Annotated in this window: 15 protein-coding genes and 1 tRNA gene; 5 read left to right on the top strand and 11 right to left on the bottom strand. The window is 38.4% G+C overall.

Going from position 1 to position 17,628, the window contains the following annotated elements; genetic code table 11:
* Position 1: 1 nt before the first annotated feature.
* A complete protein-coding gene (hflX, locus tag ACY3XC_RS09800; protein WP_464868354.1) occupies positions 2-1,270 on the bottom strand; it encodes a GTPase HflX in 1,269 nt (422 codons plus the stop codon).
* Positions 1,271-1,441: 171 nt separating this feature from the next.
* On the opposite strand from hflX, the gene ACY3XC_RS09795 reads away from it, so the two are divergent.
* Positions 1,442-2,047, top strand: coding sequence for a trimeric intracellular cation channel family protein (locus ACY3XC_RS09795; protein WP_464868353.1), 606 nt, complete (start codon positions 1,442-1,444; stop codon positions 2,045-2,047).
* A 32-nt stretch (positions 2,048-2,079) separates the two neighbouring features.
* Here the strand turns inward: ACY3XC_RS09795 and spoVK are convergent, their stop codons facing one another.
* From spoVK to miaA, 3 genes are all read right to left on the bottom strand, one after another.
* The gene (gene spoVK / locus ACY3XC_RS09790) at positions 2,080-3,030 is read right to left on the bottom strand and encodes a stage V sporulation protein K (RefSeq protein WP_464868352.1); all 951 of its coding nucleotides are present in this window, start codon (positions 3,028-3,030) and stop codon (positions 2,080-2,082) included.
* 123 nt (positions 3,031-3,153) lie between these two features.
* Positions 3,154-3,384 (bottom strand): RNA chaperone Hfq, encoded by a 231-nt coding sequence (hfq, locus tag ACY3XC_RS09785; protein ID WP_034672853.1) that lies wholly within the window; start codon positions 3,382-3,384, stop codon positions 3,154-3,156.
* A 29-nt stretch (positions 3,385-3,413) separates the two neighbouring features.
* Positions 3,414-4,391: a tRNA (adenosine(37)-N6)-dimethylallyltransferase MiaA gene (gene miaA, locus ACY3XC_RS09780; RefSeq protein ID WP_464868351.1), complete on the bottom strand. Its 978-nt coding sequence runs from the start codon at positions 4,389-4,391 to the stop codon at positions 3,414-3,416.
* Between the two features lie 304 nt (positions 4,392-4,695).
* On the opposite strand from miaA, the gene mreBH reads away from it, so the two are divergent.
* Positions 4,696-5,703 (top strand): rod-share determining protein MreBH, encoded by a 1,008-nt coding sequence (gene mreBH / locus ACY3XC_RS09775; RefSeq protein WP_464868350.1) that lies wholly within the window; start codon positions 4,696-4,698, stop codon positions 5,701-5,703.
* A 445-nt stretch (positions 5,704-6,148) separates the two neighbouring features.
* Here the strand turns inward: mreBH and ACY3XC_RS09770 are convergent, their stop codons facing one another.
* The 3 genes from ACY3XC_RS09770 to mutS all read right to left on the bottom strand — a co-directional run bounded on the left by ACY3XC_RS09770 (position 6,149) and on the right by mutS (position 11,215).
* On the bottom strand, positions 6,149-6,601 hold the full coding sequence (locus tag ACY3XC_RS09770) for a hypothetical protein (protein ID WP_464868349.1): 453 nt from the start codon (positions 6,599-6,601) through the stop codon (positions 6,149-6,151).
* A gap of 118 nt (positions 6,602-6,719) precedes the next feature.
* Positions 6,720-8,600: a DNA mismatch repair endonuclease MutL gene (mutL, locus tag ACY3XC_RS09765; RefSeq protein WP_464868348.1), complete on the bottom strand. Its 1,881-nt coding sequence runs from the start codon at positions 8,598-8,600 to the stop codon at positions 6,720-6,722.
* Positions 8,601-8,620: 20 nt separating this feature from the next.
* Positions 8,621-11,215, bottom strand: coding sequence for a DNA mismatch repair protein MutS (gene mutS / locus ACY3XC_RS09760; protein WP_464868347.1), 2,595 nt, complete (start codon positions 11,213-11,215; stop codon positions 8,621-8,623).
* A 163-nt stretch (positions 11,216-11,378) separates the two neighbouring features.
* Here mutS and ACY3XC_RS09755 point away from each other — a divergent pair, with 163 nt between their 5' ends.
* Together ACY3XC_RS09755 and ACY3XC_RS09750 are read left to right on the top strand one after the other, a co-directional pair.
* Positions 11,379-12,086 carry a YwaF family protein gene (locus ACY3XC_RS09755; RefSeq protein ID WP_464868346.1) on the top strand — a complete coding sequence of 236 codons (708 nt, stop codon included), beginning with the start codon at positions 11,379-11,381 and terminating at the stop codon, positions 12,084-12,086.
* A 67-nt stretch (positions 12,087-12,153) separates the two neighbouring features.
* A tRNA-Arg gene (locus ACY3XC_RS09750) sits at positions 12,154-12,227 on the top strand.
* Between the two features lie 455 nt (positions 12,228-12,682).
* Here ACY3XC_RS09750 and ACY3XC_RS09745 read toward each other — a convergent pair.
* The 3 genes from ACY3XC_RS09745 to ACY3XC_RS09735 all read right to left on the bottom strand — a co-directional run bounded on the left by ACY3XC_RS09745 (position 12,683) and on the right by ACY3XC_RS09735 (position 15,114).
* Positions 12,683-13,537 carry a hypothetical protein gene (locus ACY3XC_RS09745; protein WP_464868345.1) on the bottom strand — a complete coding sequence of 285 codons (855 nt, stop codon included), beginning with the start codon at positions 13,535-13,537 and terminating at the stop codon, positions 12,683-12,685.
* A 111-nt stretch (positions 13,538-13,648) separates the two neighbouring features.
* Positions 13,649-13,789, bottom strand: coding sequence for a hypothetical protein (locus ACY3XC_RS09740; RefSeq protein ID WP_464868344.1), 141 nt, complete (start codon positions 13,787-13,789; stop codon positions 13,649-13,651).
* Positions 13,790-14,148: 359 nt separating this feature from the next.
* Complete coding sequence (locus ACY3XC_RS09735) at positions 14,149-15,114, bottom strand: hypothetical protein (RefSeq protein WP_464868343.1); 966 nt, start codon at positions 15,112-15,114, stop codon at positions 14,149-14,151.
* A 279-nt stretch (positions 15,115-15,393) separates the two neighbouring features.
* On the opposite strand from ACY3XC_RS09735, the gene ACY3XC_RS09730 reads away from it, so the two are divergent.
* Positions 15,394-16,230: an ATP-dependent DNA ligase gene (locus ACY3XC_RS09730; RefSeq protein ID WP_464868445.1), complete on the top strand. Its 837-nt coding sequence runs from the start codon at positions 15,394-15,396 to the stop codon at positions 16,228-16,230.
* A 387-nt stretch (positions 16,231-16,617) separates the two neighbouring features.
* Here the strand turns inward: ACY3XC_RS09730 and ACY3XC_RS09725 are convergent, their stop codons facing one another.
* Positions 16,618-17,229 carry a hypothetical protein gene (locus ACY3XC_RS09725; protein ID WP_464868342.1) on the bottom strand — a complete coding sequence of 204 codons (612 nt, stop codon included), beginning with the start codon at positions 17,227-17,229 and terminating at the stop codon, positions 16,618-16,620.
* Between the last annotated feature and the right edge of the window lie 399 nt (positions 17,230-17,628).

Below are 17,628 nucleotides of genomic sequence, written 5' to 3'. Positions count from 1 at the left end.
GTTACTCCATTCTCATTTTGTATTTCTGTAATTGCCCGGAAATTTGTTGATTTGGAAGAGAAAATCCTCTGCATTGATAAAATTCTTTTTCTTCATCAAAGACTAGTTCTCTTACAATCGTCTCATTCTTTAATTGTGCCAGTAGTTTCCCCTCTGTCGAAGGTATACTAACTTGATATTGATCCATCATTTCAATACTGACCTTTTCAATTTTTCTTTTCAGTTCATTGCGATCCTCTTTATCATAGGCGCTAATAAAAATGAGAGGAGTGCTTGTCGTTGGCACAAAGTCCGGATGTTTAATATCCCTTTTATTATAGACAGTAATTTGTGGTATGTCTTTAACTTCCAAGTCTTCAAGCAGCTTATTCACTGTTTTTTCATGTTGGAAATAGTCTGCATTTGACATATCGACAACATGCAAAAGGAGGTCTGCTTCCTTAACCTCTTCAAGCGTCGAACGGAAAGCAGCAATCAGCGCGGTTGGAAGGTCTTGAATGAATCCCACGGTATCTGTAATTAATGTTTGAAACCCACTTGGTAAAATCAACTTCCGTGTCATTGGATCCAATGTAGCAAAAAGTTGATTTTCCTCAAACGAATCCGCTTCAGACAGTCGGTTAAAGAGTGTTGATTTGCCGGCATTTGTATAGCCAACAATTGCTATTTGGAAGGTTTTGTTTTTCTTCCTTCTTTCTCGGTAACGCTCTCGGTGCTGCACAATTACAGCAAGCTGACTTTTAATTTCATCAATTCTTCGGCGAATATGACGGCGGTCTGATTCGAGCTTTGTTTCCCCAGGTCCTCTTGTCCCAATACCTGCACCTAACCTTGATAAAGCTGTGCCTTGACCAGCAAGACGAGGCAGTAAATAATGGAGCTGTGCTAGTTCAACCTGAAGCTTGCCTTCTTTAGACCTAGCTCTTTGTGCAAAAATATCTAAGATTAACTGAGTCCGGTCGATAATACGAGCATTTAACTCAGATGAAAGATTTCGTTTTTGGCTGGGGGATAGTTCATCGTTGAAAATGACTAAGTCTGCTTCTACCTCATCTACAAGAGCTTTTAATTCTTCTACTTTTCCTTTTCCTATATATAACGCTGAGTGAATACGTTCACGTTTTTGAACAACCGTCATTAGAACTTCACCCTTAGCTGTTTCAGTTAAGGAAGCAAGCTCCTCCATTGAATATTGGAACCTGTTATCATCCAATGTTTGCGTTTGGCAGCCAACTAAGATTGCTTTTTCTAAGCTTACCTCTTGTTCCATACCAACACCTGCTTTCATTAATTTTCCTTACCTCATCATACCAAAAAAGATGATTTTACCCTAATTTTTGAAAAATTTTTGTTGATTTATCACACCTCCGTGTTAAAATCATATTGTTTGCTGAAAATTTAAAAATAAATGTATTTCACATCGAGGGAGAAACCGAACAAAATGACATGGGATGTTTTAAGTATTATCGGTACAATTGCTTTTGCTGTTAGCGGTGCCATTGTCGCTATGGAAGAAGAGTATGATATATTAGGTGTTTATATTTTAGGAATTGTCACTGCTTTCGGTGGCGGTGCCATACGAAATCTACTTATTGGGGTCCCGGTTTCTGCTTTGTGGGATCAGGGGTTGTTCTTCCAATTTGCCCTTTTATCGATCACGGCTGTATTTTTGTTTCCAGCAAATTTGTTGCGGCATTGGCAAAGATGGGGTAATCTCTTCGATGCCATTGGCTTGTCTGCTTTTGCAATTCAGGGTGCTATTTACGCAGCGAATATGGACCGTCCGATTAGTGCTGTTATTGTGGCAGCTGTCTTAACGGGAATTGGCGGAGGGATTATTCGTGATTTATTAGCAGGCAGAAAACCGATTGTATTACGATCGGAAATTTATGCCGTTTGGGCTATTGTTGCTGGTCTAATGATTGGATTAAAAATAGCATCAAGTCCGTGGGAGTTGTACACTCTATTTGTGCTTATTACTGCACTAAGGGTACTTTCCTATACATTTAGCTGGAAGCTTCCTGCTAGGAGACTTGGAGCACATTAAAAAATCGGCGGCATAAATGTCCGCCGATTTTTTTATGAATCCTCCTCAAAAATTAAATCATTACTTCGAAGTGTCATTAATTCATGTTTGTCGAAGCTATTCTGCAACAAAAGCCGCATCGCTTGAGCGCGAATGGATTTTTCAATAATATTCCGGACATATCTGCCATTCGAAAAGCTATTGGGATTGAGCACGGATTTCACCCAAATTAAATGATCCTTTAGTTTTTTCTCCGCACCATGACTCAAACTATATTCTCGTTCATCCAGCATCCGAGCAGAAATTTCCATCAATTGATCAATTGTATAATTAGGAAAATCTATGACTAATGGAAACCGGGAGTGCAGCCCAGGATTTAAGGTTAAGAAATAATCCATCTCCCGAGAATATCCAGCCAAAATGAGGATAAATTCATGCTGTTTGTCTTCCATATGCTTGACTAGCGTATCAATCGCTTCTTTTCCAAAATCCTTTTCTCCTCCGCGTCCTAATGAATAGGCTTCATCAATGAATAATATTCCACCCTGTGCTTTTTTAATTAAGTCCCGGGTTTTTTGAGCCGTATGACCAATATATTCCCCCACAAGGTCGGCTCGTTCTGCCTCAATTAGGTGCCCCTTAGTCAGTACGTTCATTTTTAAAAAGAGCTTGCCAATTAATCTGGCAACGGTCGTTTTCCCTGTCCCCGGATTGCCTTTAAACATCATATGAAGGGCTTGCTTTCTTGCCTTCATACCCACTTCTTCCCGTTTTTTATTCACGAATATCCATGCATAAATTTCTTTTATCATTCGTTTCATTTCTTCCATACCTACTAATGCCCCGAGCTCGTCTTCGATTTCTTTTAACGCGGCGTGCTCCGGGGGTATAACCTTTGGAACAACTTGAGGAACAGGAAGCTCTTTCGTCAATGACTTCCTCTTTTGGGAGTTGAGCGATACTGTTATTTGTCCATTACTCTTCATGCGAATCGGTTGGTCCAAAGCCTTCACCTCTCATTCTGCAACGCAATACTCCTTCATTTATGTGTATTCATCTAATTACCTTTTCATTATAAAAATAAAAAAGAGCCCATAGATTTCATGGGCTCAGGTCATTCGTACAGGTTATTGGGCATCAAGGTCAAGCTGAACATTTCTTTGCGGCGCAAAGGTTGAAATGGCATGCTTGTATACCAATTGCTGTTTTCCTTCAGATTCAAAAAGAACCGTAAAATTATCAAAGCCTTTAATTTGGCCTCTCAATTGGAATCCGTTTAATAAAAATACCGTTACATGGGTATTATCCTTGCGGCACTGGTTTAAAAATTGGTCCTGAATGTTGATGGTGGTTTTCATTTGTATATCCTCCTCTTTTATCTCTACTACTATGTATTCGATTTTACTTGTAGCTTTCCTTCAACGTACTGTGAAATTTCGTTAATTTTTTTTGACAAATCTGAGACATTTGTCATGTCAAACCATTCTACATCCATTTTGTTACGAAACCAAGTTAGTTGTCTTTTTGCATACCGCCTTGAATTTTGTTTTAAACTTTCAACGGCGTCATGATAACTAACCTTTCCATCTAAGTAATCATAGATTTCTTTGTAGCCAATCGCTTGAATGGATTGACAATCTCTGACTCCCTGCTTGTATAACCCAGAGACTTCTTCGAGGAGCCCTTCGGATATCATTATCTCAACACGAGTATTAATCCGTTCATAAAGCTTTTCCCTATCCATGGTTAAACCAATAAGAGCGGTTTCGTAAAGAAGGTCAGGCTGCTGATTCATTTGATATTCACTCATAATCTTACCAGTACAATGATAAATTTCAAGTGCCCTTATAACTCTTCTCACATTATTTGGGTGAATTTGGCTTGCACTTTCAGGATCTATCTTTGTTAATTCAAGATGCAGCGCCTCATTTCCAATCTCTTTTGCCCTCTCTTCAAGCTGCATACGAAATGCCTCATCTGCAGGTGCCTCTGAAAACTGATAATCATAAATGACGGCTTGAATATAAAGCCCAGTCCCGCCGACAATGATAGGAAGCTTACCTTTCGAGGTAATTTCGGATATTTTCGTTCGGACAAGCTGTTGGAATTCCGCTGCTGAAAAACCTTCATCAGGCTCTTTAATATCAATCAAATGGTGGGGAATTCCTTCCATTTCCTCGACTTTTATTTTTGCAGTTCCGATATCCATGCCCAGGTAAACCTGCATGGAATCGCCGCTGATAATTTCGCCATTATAACGTTTAGCCAGTTCTATGCTTAGCTTTGTTTTTCCAACTGCAGTTGGACCAATAATGACTAATAATTTCTGTTTTAAATCCAATATTTTCACACTGCCCTTTTTCATTATTTACACGTGGCTCAGAACCATGCCATACTAACATCCTAACATATATTTTAAAAGCAGTTGAACATCAAATAAGTATAATCAAAAAATTACTTTTCTATGCATCATTTTGACAAGGATTTTAATTATTACAGTTTTAGCCCAACTAATAAATTTACTTTACAACTTTACATTCCTATAACGATTCATTTACAAACACCTTCTTACCCCCAAGTTCGTGGTAGGCTTAATCGTAGCTTATTTTGTAGAAAGATGACTAGCCAAACGGCAAGTTGTCGAAAAATAGGGAAATTAGGTGGAGTAAATGTTATCAAACTTTGAGATTGGAATCGACTTAGGAACAGCAAATATATTGGTATATAGCAAAAACAAAGGAATCGCTGTAAACGAACCTTCTGTGGTGGCTATTGATACAGAAACAAAAAAGGTTGTAGCTTTTGGCATGGAAGCAAAAGAAATGATTGGAAAAACGCCTGAGAAGATCATGGCAATCCGACCATTAAAGGAAGGCGTCATTGCTGATTATGACCTTACAACGGAGCTGCTGAAGCATATCATGCGTAAAGCCTCTAAATCCGTCGGTTTTGCCCTTCGTAAGCCGAATGTTGTAATTTGTACACCTTCCGGGTCAACAAGTGTAGAAAGAAGAGCTATTCAAGACGCCGTGAGAAATGCCGGCGCAAAAAAAATCCAGTTAATCGAAGAACCGGTTGCGGCTGCGATTGGGGCCGGAATGCCTATTGATGAGCCGGTAGCCAATGTAGTTGTTGATATTGGCGGGGGTAATACTGAGGTAGCGATTATCTCGTTCGGGGGTGTTGTGTCCTGCCATTCCATTAAAATTGGCGGAGACCGCCTCGATGAAGAGATCATTCAGTATGTCCGCAAGGAATATAATGTGTTGATTGGCGACAGAACAGCTGAAAATATTAAAATGGAAATTGGTTATGCGTTAGTCGATCACGAAGAGCTGCACATGGAAGTACGCGGTCGTGACCTTGTGACAGGATTACCAAAGACGGTTACCCTATCATCCTATGAAATTAGAAGTGCTTTGAAAGAATCGTTATCTCATATATTAGAAGCAATTCGCGCAACACTAGAGGACTGCCCAGCGGAACTGAGCGGCGACATCGTCGACCGTGGTGTGATTCTAACGGGTGGCGGCGCATTGATGAAAGGTATGGAAGAATGGCTAAGTAAGGAAATTTTTGTTCCTGTACAATTAGCCCCGAATCCGCTCGAATCCGTGGCAATCGGTACAGGACAAGCCCTTAAATATATGCATAAGCTCCCTGCAACAGTGAGATAGATTGAAAAAAGAGTGCTATTTTTAGCACTCTTTTGCTATTTTATCAGTTTTTCAGTAACTTCGGGCTACTTGCATTGACCCAAATGCTTTTTATAAATGCGCTACGGTCACTCCAGCCTGACTGCATTGACCCATATGCTTTTTATGAATGTACTTCGGTCACTCCAGACCACCTGCATTGACCCACATTCTTTTTCTGAATGAACTTCGGTCACTCCAGACTACCCGCATTGACCCGAATGCTTTTTCTAAATGCTCTTCGGTCACTCCAGCCTGCCTGCATTGACCCGAATGCTTTTTCTAAATGCTCTTCGGTCACTCCAGACTACCTGCATTTACCCAAATGCTTTTTCTGAATGCACTTCGGTCACTCCAGACCACTTGCATTGACCCAAATGCTTTTAATGAATACTCTTCGGTCACTCCAGATAACCTGCACCCATGTCTATATATCGCTCTGGCGTTTTCTCATATTATTAAAATATAGGAATATCGGAAGTGGAATGACGATAAAGCCTAAGCTTTTTATAATTTGGTTTTTTGCGTTTTCTCTTGCCCGGTTCTTTTCATCTTTTACCATTTGATCATATCTTTCACGAACTTCAGCATCTGTTAAGCTTTGACTTTCCTCCGTTGGAACTTTCTTATCCTGATAAACCTGCTTAAAATCTTCAAAGTTTTGATAATAACCTGGCGGACTTACTAAATCAGCCGCGGCCATAAAAATTGAAATTCCTCCCCCAATCACCATCATAAGTGTTGCAAATAGGACTAAATACGTATAAAGATGACGTATCACTTTCTCTCCCCCCATTTCTTTATTTTTCGCAGCGTAGACGATTACAAAAATAATAATAACGATCGGTAAAAAAGTACTCAAGAGACCAAAAACAAACACACTCCCACCTCCTTCACATCTCTCTTATAGTGTAATTTTACACCAAAATACAAACAAAGGTAAGTCCTTATTATTATATTTTTCAAAAAAAGAGTGCCTCTTTATAAAAGAGAGCACCCTACATAACTCGTTTAAACATTTTCTCCATCTCATATGACGAATAATGGACAATTATTGGTCTTCCGTGTGGACAGGTGAACGGATCAGAAGCTTTTCTTAAATCATCGAGCAATGCCTGGATTTCATCATTCCGTAAATGGCGATTGGCTTTAATCGAAGCTTTACAACTCATCATGATCGCTGCTTCTTCACGAAGTTTTTTAATATCGACTTTTTTCATCGAAAGCAGCTGCTCAATCATTTCTTCAATCAGTTGTTTTTCATCCCCTATAGGGAACCATTGTGGATGCGAGCGAACGATATAGCCGTTCATTCCAAATTCCTCAAGGAATACGCCAACCTTTTCTAATTCCAAACGGTTTTCATTTATTTTCAGATATTCATCCGTGGAATAATCCAGGGTGATCGGAACAAGTAATTCCTGCAGCTCCGCATGGACTTGACCAACTTTTTCACGGAAATACTCATACTTCAATCGTTCCTGTGCCGCATGCTGATCAATAATATATAAACCATTTTCATTTTGAGCAAAGATATACGTACCATGCATTTGACCAATTGGATATAACCTTGGAATCCGGCTTTCCATTTGGTCGGCATCCTCACTTGATTCAGTTGCTGCATCTATTTCATTTGATTCCATCACAGGTGGTGGAGTGTATTCCCAGCTATTTGGTATGGTTACCTCTTCCTCAACCTCTCTAGGAATCATTGGTTCCACTTTCACCTCAAGAGCTGGTACGGTTTCCTGAATGGTATTCGGAACAAAAGATGAATCCCATTTTATTTCTTTTCTCTCGGGAACTGGACTGGTCCTTTCATCAAGAACCAATGTGGTTTGCTCAGACTTCGGAATCTCTTTTTTCTCTTGCGTATATGCAGTTGGAATCAATACCTTCGATTTAAATGCATTTTTGATAATTTCAGTGACCAGTTCATTTAGTTCTGTTTCCTTACTAATACGAACCTCCATTTTGGATGGGTGCACATTGACATCCACCAATAATGGGTCCATCTCAATATTAAGGAGAACTATCGGAAATCTTCCTATAGGAAGTAACGTATGGTACCCTTCCTGAATCGCTTTGGCTAGAGCATAATTTTTAATAAAACGACCATTGATCATCGTAGAAATATAGTTTCTAGATGCTCTAGTTACCTCAGGCATCGAGGCATATCCACTAATCTTATAATCAAGCGACTCCCCAGAAACCGGCACAAGCTGTTTGGCAATTGCCATTCCATAGATAGATGCCAGCACTTGGCGAACATCACCATTACCGTTCGTTTGCAGCAGTTTACGTTCGTTATGAATTAAGCGGAAGGCAACCTCTGGATGAGAGAGAGCCAATCTATTCACCACATCGGTAATATTTCCGAGCTCTGTATGAATGGTTTTCATATATTTTAGGCGTGCTGGTGTGTTAAAAAATAAATCAGTTATCGTAAGGTCCGTTCCGCGCCTGCTCGAATATTTCTCAAAAACCTCAACCTTACCGCCTTCAATGACTACTCGATTTCCTGCGCCCTCACCCGTTGAGGTTTTCATCTCTAGCCTTGAAACGGATGCGATACTGGGCAGAGCTTCCCCGCGAAAACCGAGAGTCTTGATACGAAACAAGTCATTTTCATTTTTTATTTTACTAGTCGCATGACGTTGGAAGGCGAGTAAGACGTCTTCTTCTTCGATTCCATTGCCATTATCCGTGATTCGAATTTTCGCCAGGCCTGCTTCTTCTACTTCAATTTCAATAACCGTACTGCCTGCGTCAATTGCATTCTCTACTAACTCTTTTACAACCGAGGCTGGACGTTCGACTACTTCACCCGCTGCAATTTTATTGGATAGTGCATCATCTAATTGGATAATCTTACCCATACCAGTCACCTCCTACAACTTTAGCCTTTTAGCTTTTTCTGAAGCTCATACAACAGATTAATCGCTTGAAGCGGTGTTATATCTAGTAGATCAAGCTCTTTCATTTTATCGATCACTTTCTTTTCTTTTGAAGAAAGCTCTTGTTTCTTCTGTTCTTTCGGTTCATCAAAGAATGACAGCTGTGATGGCTGCTCCTTTATTTCCTTTACTGTATTTTTAACAGCGACAGGTTGTACATCTGGTTTTTCTAGTGCTGATAAAATTTCGTTAGCACGATTGATTAGTTCCTTCGGAAGCTCAGCTAGCTGCGCTACATGAATTCCATAACTCTTATCTGTTGGTCCTTCTTTAATTTTATGGAGAAAGACCAACTTTCCATTATGTTCAATTGCACTAACATGAATGTTCTTTAATTTTTCAAGCTCGTCTTCAAGGACTGTTAATTCATGATAATGAGTTGAAAATAGTGTTTTCGCACCAATGTGTTTATGAATATACTCAATAATAGCCTGGGCCAGAGCCATACCATCATAGGTCGAGGTCCCGCGGCCGATTTCATCAAATAAAATCAAACTGTTTTGTGTAGCGTTGGTCAAGGCATTTCTAGCTTCAAGCATCTCAACCATGAATGTACTTTGTCCAGATATCAAATCATCCGCTGCCCCAATTCTAGTAAATACTTGATCAAAAATTGGAAGCACCGCTTCATCTGCAGGTACATAACATCCGATTTGTGCCAAAATGGCAGTTAAAGCAATTTGGCGCATGTACGTACTTTTACCACTCATGTTTGGACCTGTGATTAGCAGAACCTCTCGCTCATGATCCATAAAGCAGTCATTCGCTACATATTCCTGCGCATTCAATACTTTTTCAACAACAGGATGTCTGCCTTCCTTTAGGACAACTTTACCCTCTGTAGAAAATCTCGGTTTTACATAACGTCGCTCTTCACTTACCTGTGCAAAGCATTGAAGGACATCCAGCTCACTAACCGCTTTTGCTGCAGCCTGCAGGCGCGGGATATGTTCTTTTACAATCTCGCGAATTTCAGTAAAAAGCTGATACTCAAGTTCACCGCTTTTTTCCTCTGCCTGTAAAATTAGCTCTTCTTTTTCTTTTAACTCAGGGGTAATAAAGCGTTCCGCATTTGATAAAGTCTGCTTTCGCTCATATTGCCCTTCTGTTAAAAGATGCAGGTTTGCTCTCGTTACTTCTATATAATAGCCAAATACACGGTTATAACCGATTTTCAAGGATTTAATCCCTGTCTTTTCGCGCTCTTCACGCTCAAGCTGCGCAATCCATGTTTTCCCGTTCCGGCTTGCATAACGGTATTGATCTAACTGTTCATTGTATCCGTCACGAATCATATTTCCTTCTTTTAACGAAAGTGGTGGATTCTCGACAATTGCTTGTTCTAAAAGGTCAGTGACTTCCTCGCAAGGATCTAGTGATTCAGCAATGTTATTTACTTCTTCATTCTCCATGCCAAAGAGAATTTGTTTTAAGAAAGGAATCTGCATTAATGATCGTTTTAATTGGACAAGGTCACGGGCGTTTACGTTACCAAAAGCAACACGGCCAGCAAGCCTCTCCAGATCATATACTTCTGTCAACTTTTCGCGAAGCTCCTGGCGTTCAAAATACTTGTCCATTAGAACTTCTACAATGGTTTGGCGTTGTTCAATATCCTGACGAGTAATTAAAGGGCGGTCAATCCAAGTTTTCAGCGTTCTCCCACCCATGGCGGTCATCGTTTCATCAAGCAGCCAAAGCAGAGACCCTTTCTTTCCTTTTGAACGAATTGTCTCCGTTAATTCAAGATTCCGTTTAGAGTAGTAATCAATTTTCATATATTGATGAATTTGATAGGTTGTCACCGGTTGGAGGTGGTCAAGGCTTCTCTTTTGTGAACGATATAAATAATGAAATAGCCTGGCAGCACTTTGCTTTAGTTTATCTTGATTGAGATTGTCTAAAAGATGTGAAAAATTCATATCTACTGAACTATTATCTTCGAATGAAATGGCGAGGACATCACGTTCACGCATTTTCTTCTGCAATTCAGCATCGAAGTCGTTGGCGACAACCACTTCCTTGGAGCTTAATACGGCTAGTTCATTTAACACTTCATCAAAGTTGGATGAGAGCTGGGTTACCTTGCTTTCACCTGTTGAAAGATCCGTATAAGCAAATCCAAATGTTTGATCTTCAAAACAAGAAATGGAAGCAATATAGTTATTTTCTTTATCTGATAATGACTTACCTTCCATTACCGTTCCAGGTGTAATAAGCTGGACAACTTCCCGTCTGACCATGCCTTTTGTTAGCTTGGCGTCTTCCATTTGCTCGCAAATGGCTACTTTATAGCCCTTTGAAATAAGCTGTTCAATATAGTTAGGGGCAGAATGATAAGGAACCCCGCACATCGGAATTCTATCCTCACTGCCGCCTTCGCGGCTCGTTAAGGTTATCTCCAATTCTTGCGATGCTTTAATTGCATCATCAAAGAACATTTCATAAAAATCTCCTAAGCGAAAAAATAAAAAGGCATCTTGATAATCTGCCTTCACGGTTAAGTATTGCTGTATCATCGGCGTATAACCAGCCATAATGACCCCCACGTTTTAATTATTTCGAGTATCTTCGACAAACTATTATACCATATTTCAGGTAGACTTAGATTAGGTAGAAATTTCTTTTATCCAGTTATGGTCGGGAATGGGACATACCCGCATATAATTCATAGTAGCAAATCGAAAAGGGTGGTCAAAGATGAGTTGGTTTGGAGGCAGTTTTAAGGAATATGATTTTGTAATGTTTTCTGTCAGCCATTTTGTCATCATTGCTATTCTTTTTATTGGTTCTATGGTTATTTATCTTAAAAGAGAAAAATTTAAGGATGAAAAATGGAGAAAAGCTGAGGTAGCCATAGGGATATCTTTAATGCTGATTGAGGTTAGTTATCATATTTGGATGGTTGTAAATGATCGGTGGGCTGTCAGTCATGCGATTCCATTAGAATTGTGCAGCATCAGCCTCATTTTATCGGTACTATTATTGTTAACCAGAAAAAAAGTTATTTATGAAATTTTATTATTTACAGCCTTATTGGGTGCATCTCAGGCAATATTTACCCCATTGTTAAATTTTGATTTCCCGCATTTTCGCTTTTTACACTTCTTTTATACACATTTAATGATGATTTGGGTTGTCTTCTACTTTACTTGGGTACAAGGCTATAGACCAACCATATGGTCCGTCATAAAACTCTTTGTCTTTTTAAATGTCTTGATGCCGTTCATCATGCTTATTAATAAGACAGTCGATGGGAATTATATGTTTTTGAGCCATAAACCCAATAGTGCCAGCCTTTTAAACCTTCTTGGTCCCTACCCATGGTACATCTTATCAATGGAGTTTTTATTAATAACCCTTAGTCTCTTCGTATGGTTAATTTTCAGGAAAGGCGATAAAAGGTAGAAAAGGTAATTATTTATTGACCTTTTAGCTTTAACTATTTATAATAAATAACGTTCCTAATAAATGTGTCCCGATAGCTCAGCAGGATAGAGCAACAGTTTCCTAAACTGTAGGTCGGAGGTTCGAATCCTCTTCGGGACGTAATAAAAACCTTGCGAAATCAACCTTTTCAGGATGTGCAGCAAGGTTTTTTATTTTATCTGATTCTTCATTGCCGTAAATCTGCCGCAAATGAAAAAGCATTAAAAAATGGCCCCTCTTGAATGGAAAACCATTTGTCTTTTTAGGATTTACACTCAATATTGCAAGTTGAGTACTACTCACGTTAATTGATTTGCTTATTAAACAGCAATCATAAAAACCCTAGAAAATGCGTTATATCAACGTTTCTAGGTTTTTTTTTGTACTCTGCTTTGTAGAATTTTGTATTCTCCCCTAAACAAATGGGGGGGCTTTTGGGGGAAGTATTTACTAAATTAACTCAAGTGGACAGACGTATATACATTATAATAAAAACTTACATACAATAGTCACCGCAGTATTTAAAAAAAAAGCCCCGATTCATATCAGGGCCCTAATATCAATTTACTATTTTCTTATCTACGCGTTAATGCTTTATTATTTCTTGATTTTCGTTGGTTATGCGCATTTTTTGGAAACAGTTGTATAAGGATTGATATTTTTTCACTATCTTTCTTTGTCAACATTTTTTGATGTTTTACTGAATATTGAATCAGAGAAAACAAATCCGCTTTTTCGTGCCGGAAATTTCTATCCTTAAATTGAGTAAAGTAATTTTGATTTTCTTTATACTTGAAAGCATTCTCATACGCATGAATGGCTTTTGACAACTCCCCTTGGTCTTGATAATTCAAGATCTCTGCTATTCTTCCTTGAATAGTTGCAATAGTGAATTGCATATGTGATAAGGAACGCTGCACTCTTTCATTATGGGTATTCTCTGAAATTCCTAAATCATTTTTTGCCTTTAATGCAAGCTGTAATGCATTCCGCAACTCCTTCAAATCCTTTGGATACATCCAAAACTTTGCTTTTGCCTTTTGGTGAAAATAATGAGGGTTTTGAGCCGTGTAATCATTCAAATGCTCATAAATCAGATTTATTAATGGGCTAACACCATGATTTTTGACAGGGAAAATATCATTAATAGTATCAAATTTAACATAATCCATTACAGCGTTAGAAAATTCTCGATCTTTAGGAAGTTTTCTCTTATAAAGCCCTATGATGTATTTGTATGCTTCCACAATCTTCAGGTTATTCTCCCTACTCTCAGCAAAATTTCCTAGTGTTTTCAAAATCCAGAAATTTGCATTTGGAAGTAATTTATATCCTGAATAACTTTCCTTTTCAAAATAATCTGTGTAAACAAACTCAAGAGCCGGCTTCACTTTTTGATGAATAAAACCAATTTCTTCAATCAATTCCAAAGTGGTAATCATCTGATCAGTGTTTTTCTTATTATAAGTAAGTACATCCTGAACATCTCCGTGTAGTTTCTCCGTCTTCCATCCCTACCGCATAAAACGCATATGCAAATATCACTGTCTTGATGTCGTTCCAACTACAATGAAGGGAAATTCTTCTTCATAATGAAATAATATCTTTCCCCCAAAATAGATGTCATATAGTTCAGGTAATTCCTCTTTCATTGCCACTTCCATGATAACAATTCGGCTCACTTCAACCACTCCTTTTACCTTTATTATGAGGCTTGTAAAATAAGGTGGATGGAAAAATTATGAACTTAATATGAATTATCTGCATCTGCTGTATTTTCGAGAAGGGAATTCATTTATCCCCTATTTTAAAAATGGATGGGTTCCTATTCATTTATTCTTTTTTAAAAAAGGCTTATACCCCGAAACGATCCCGATATTACCACCCAGTGGCGTGCTGCTATGCATGTTACAATATTCACCACCTGAACAGCAAAAAACTGAAATATCGTAAGGTGTTCTTTTTGAAGTATAAAACTCGCTGAAGAAATAACAAATTAAATCCTACACAAAAAGGCACCCTATTTAAGGATGCCTTGTATTCATTTTACTTTCAATTGAACATCAATTTCGGACCATCCGGAAACTTGGTCATCTTCGAACGTGATCCTAGACAGCCCATATCCCCACCTATTGCCGGTGATGGAAGTCGGAGTCCCCATCACATTGACGACATCCTGCTTTCTGTCTCCGATTCTAAAAGAAGAAGCATTCTCATCAGTTTTGGGGATTATAACCTTTAGTTTGGTATCAATCTCACTCCATCCAGATACAAATCCGTCGGTGAACGTAATTCTGGAGAGACCGTATCCCCATCTGTCCCCGCTGATTGAAGTGGGGACACCTTGAATCTGCTTAACATCGTCTTCGGAAGAACCCAGTGTAAAAAATCCGACAGACACTTGAACTGGGGTTGACTCCAATTCTTGCGAATAAGGATTGATTGTGACCTGCTGATTGGAGTAGTTAGCTAATTCCTCGTTACCAGTATCGCTCATAAAAGCGACATATATCTCTTTGCCTGGTGTATATAATATGCTTTCTGTTACGACTAACTCCAACCCTCTTCCGATTTGAGAGACAATCGAATTCTTCGTTGATTCATCTACAAATTCCCATCCGTCTTTGGGAACTTTAACATCGACTTCTATCGTGTCGCCTTGCTGAGCATAGCTGATATCAAGAACACCGCCGTTTGAGTCATGAATGACCTTGTCGAATAAGTTCTGAAGTTCTGTCAAACTGAATTTTGTTTGGTCTGGGACGGGTTTCGCTTTCTCTTTTACATCTGATCCCGTGAGTGCTGATTGTTTCACTTCTTTTTTTTCATCATTTGGCATGTTTTGAATGATGATTGCCGTTGAGGCTATGACCGCTAGGAACACCGAAACAATCATAATTACTAATCTTTTTGACTTGATTTTTTTGCTGATTAGATAACCAATCGATAGAAACACAACGAGATTAACCATGCAGTCTATTAACAATCCTAAAACTTCTACTCCCATATAAAACCCACTTTCTACCCATTTTCTAAATTATAGCAGAAATGGAATTTCTATTGGAAAGGGCATATAAAAACATTTAAGGAGCTACCTAACTTTACGCAATTAAAATATTTATGTAAAATATCTGCCGTTTCTTTAACAGCTTCTTGAAAAAACCTGCCCTTTAGCTGAATAAGACTTATTTAAAAGAGGATTTATTCTTCTGGAATAAGGCTCCTTCCAACAACCCCCTAATTTCTATGAACCATTTCTGTAGTATCATAGTATTGAGGTAAATCTATATTTATTAGCCCAATGCTACTTCATAAAACGGATACACCCTTCGATCATGTTGACTATATTACAGAGTTGAAAATGGATGGGTTCCGTCTCATCTATTCCAATATAGAAGAAAAAAAGCTTTATACCCGTCATAATACCGATATTACCACTCGTTTCCCTGAACTCTTGAACCTTGATTTACCTAAAGGAACCGTTCTGGACGGCGAGGTAGTCGTCACAGATTCCTCTAGCAAACCGAATTTTGAAGCAGTTATGAGTAGATTTTCAACTTTCAATACAGACAAGGTAAAATATATGGCGAAGTATGAGCCTGTATCGTTCGTTGCATTTGACGTGCTGTACCATAAAGGCGAGAAGGTAACCCACCTGCCGCTTTATGAACGAAAAGGAATCCTCGATGAGATCATACCATTTAATACGCCCATTCTATCTAAAGTAATGAGCATTGATGGCAGCGGTATTCCCCTATTTGAACTTATCAAAGAGCAAAACCTTGAAGGGATTGTTCTAAAGAAAAAGGACAGCTCTTATGAAATTGGCAAACGGTCATACTCCTGGCTTAAGGTGATTAATTACCAATATATAAATGTGATTGTAAACGGTTACCGGAAAGGAGACTTCGGATGGCTGTTATCTTATGAGGATGGTAGGTATGCAGGCATTATGGAGCTTGGTGTTCCTAGTGAAGTAAGGAAGAAAATTTATCAGATGCCTAAAAAGGACGAGTATGATAAATTTGTGTTTATTGAACCTTTATCATGTTATGTAAAATATAGAAATATAACTAAGGCAGGTCTCCTTAGAATTCCTTCTTACATTTCAATGAATGAATAATAGCCCTTCTTTAGATGGGCTATTACTAAAATATATCATCCATTTAGGATATCATCCTCCTTCCTATTTCCTTACTGAAGTTTTCCTGTATCCTGTTTCTCATCTATTATCAAAATGTTGTCTCTGTATATTAGAGCATACGATTGTATCCATACCATACACATAAAATGCCTTAGGTTACTCCAGACCCTTTTCTCTTAATCTGTTACCTCATTAAAATCCTTATTAGTTAAGTACTATCTCCGACATTGTAGATATATATAATATAAAAAAGGAGAGTAATCCGTGAATTATAGGGAATCCTCCTTTTTTGGTTCTATATTAGCGAGGATAGATTTCAAATCGCATATTTGCCCCGACATCGACTTTACTACACTCTTTATTAATTCAGTATTTATGCGCATCCGGACCGTGGATCGTCAAATCACAAGTGTTTTCCCCCCAAACTGGATTGCTCCACTTAACATTCATTGTGACCCCGAATTCAGTATCGACCCCAGGTGCCGTATAAATAATATGGCCAACTGTACCTTCAGTTATAGTCCACGAAGGGCTTTGAGCACCAAATACTAGAGTTTGTTGGGGTGGGATTTGCCCTGTAGGAGTGAGTGCCCAGCCGCCTTCTTCGAGTTTTTCATATCGTTTTCTAAACGTAAGATTGGTGTGATTATTTATTTCAAGGACCACTGATCGAAATTGATTTAATTGCTTAATGATATTTGTTGCAGTTTCTACTGCTGATTTAGTATTAGCAATTCCGGTTAGAATACCTGAACCTGCAGCCCCCGCCGCTGAGGAGGTTGTTTGTCGTTTATTCAGATTATACCGATTAAAATTGGGGGTAATCTGTTGGATAGCATACATGTAGTATGGATTAAATGGAATTGCCGAGTATGGTGAAGGGGCTGACGATGGATAGTTTTGAGGATAATAGCCCCTATATAATTCTATTGTTTGCCTATGGTTCATAGAGACATTTCTTCTTTTTCGTTCTACCATTTCTAACTTCCTTTGCTATAAGATAATCCAATATATGTGTGCTTTATTAATTATGTTTTGGGTATGTGTCCATTTTTGTTTTCTAAGTATATTTCGTTTCATGTAACAGGTTTGTTAAGTCCATTAAGGATGATATGCAAAAAGATGTGGACAGTAAAACCTAGGTACCCTAGAAAGTTAAATATCTAATACAATTTTTAAGTAAAACGTAAATCCTTGACATGACTTATAAAGTCCTTGCCATAAATTGCTTTTAAATCTTCTTAATCAGTTCATGAGGTACCTTACTCCAAATGATATTAATAGGGAGTAAAACATCTTTTTTAACCTACACTTTTATACAGTGAAGATTTTTCCTTTTTCAATTACAAAAGAGATAGAATTATCCTCATAAAGGAA

The sequence above is a fragment of the Bacillus sp. CZDM1 genome, from assembly GCF_055502545.1.
This window is presented reverse-complemented; position numbering and strand designations above follow the sequence as displayed.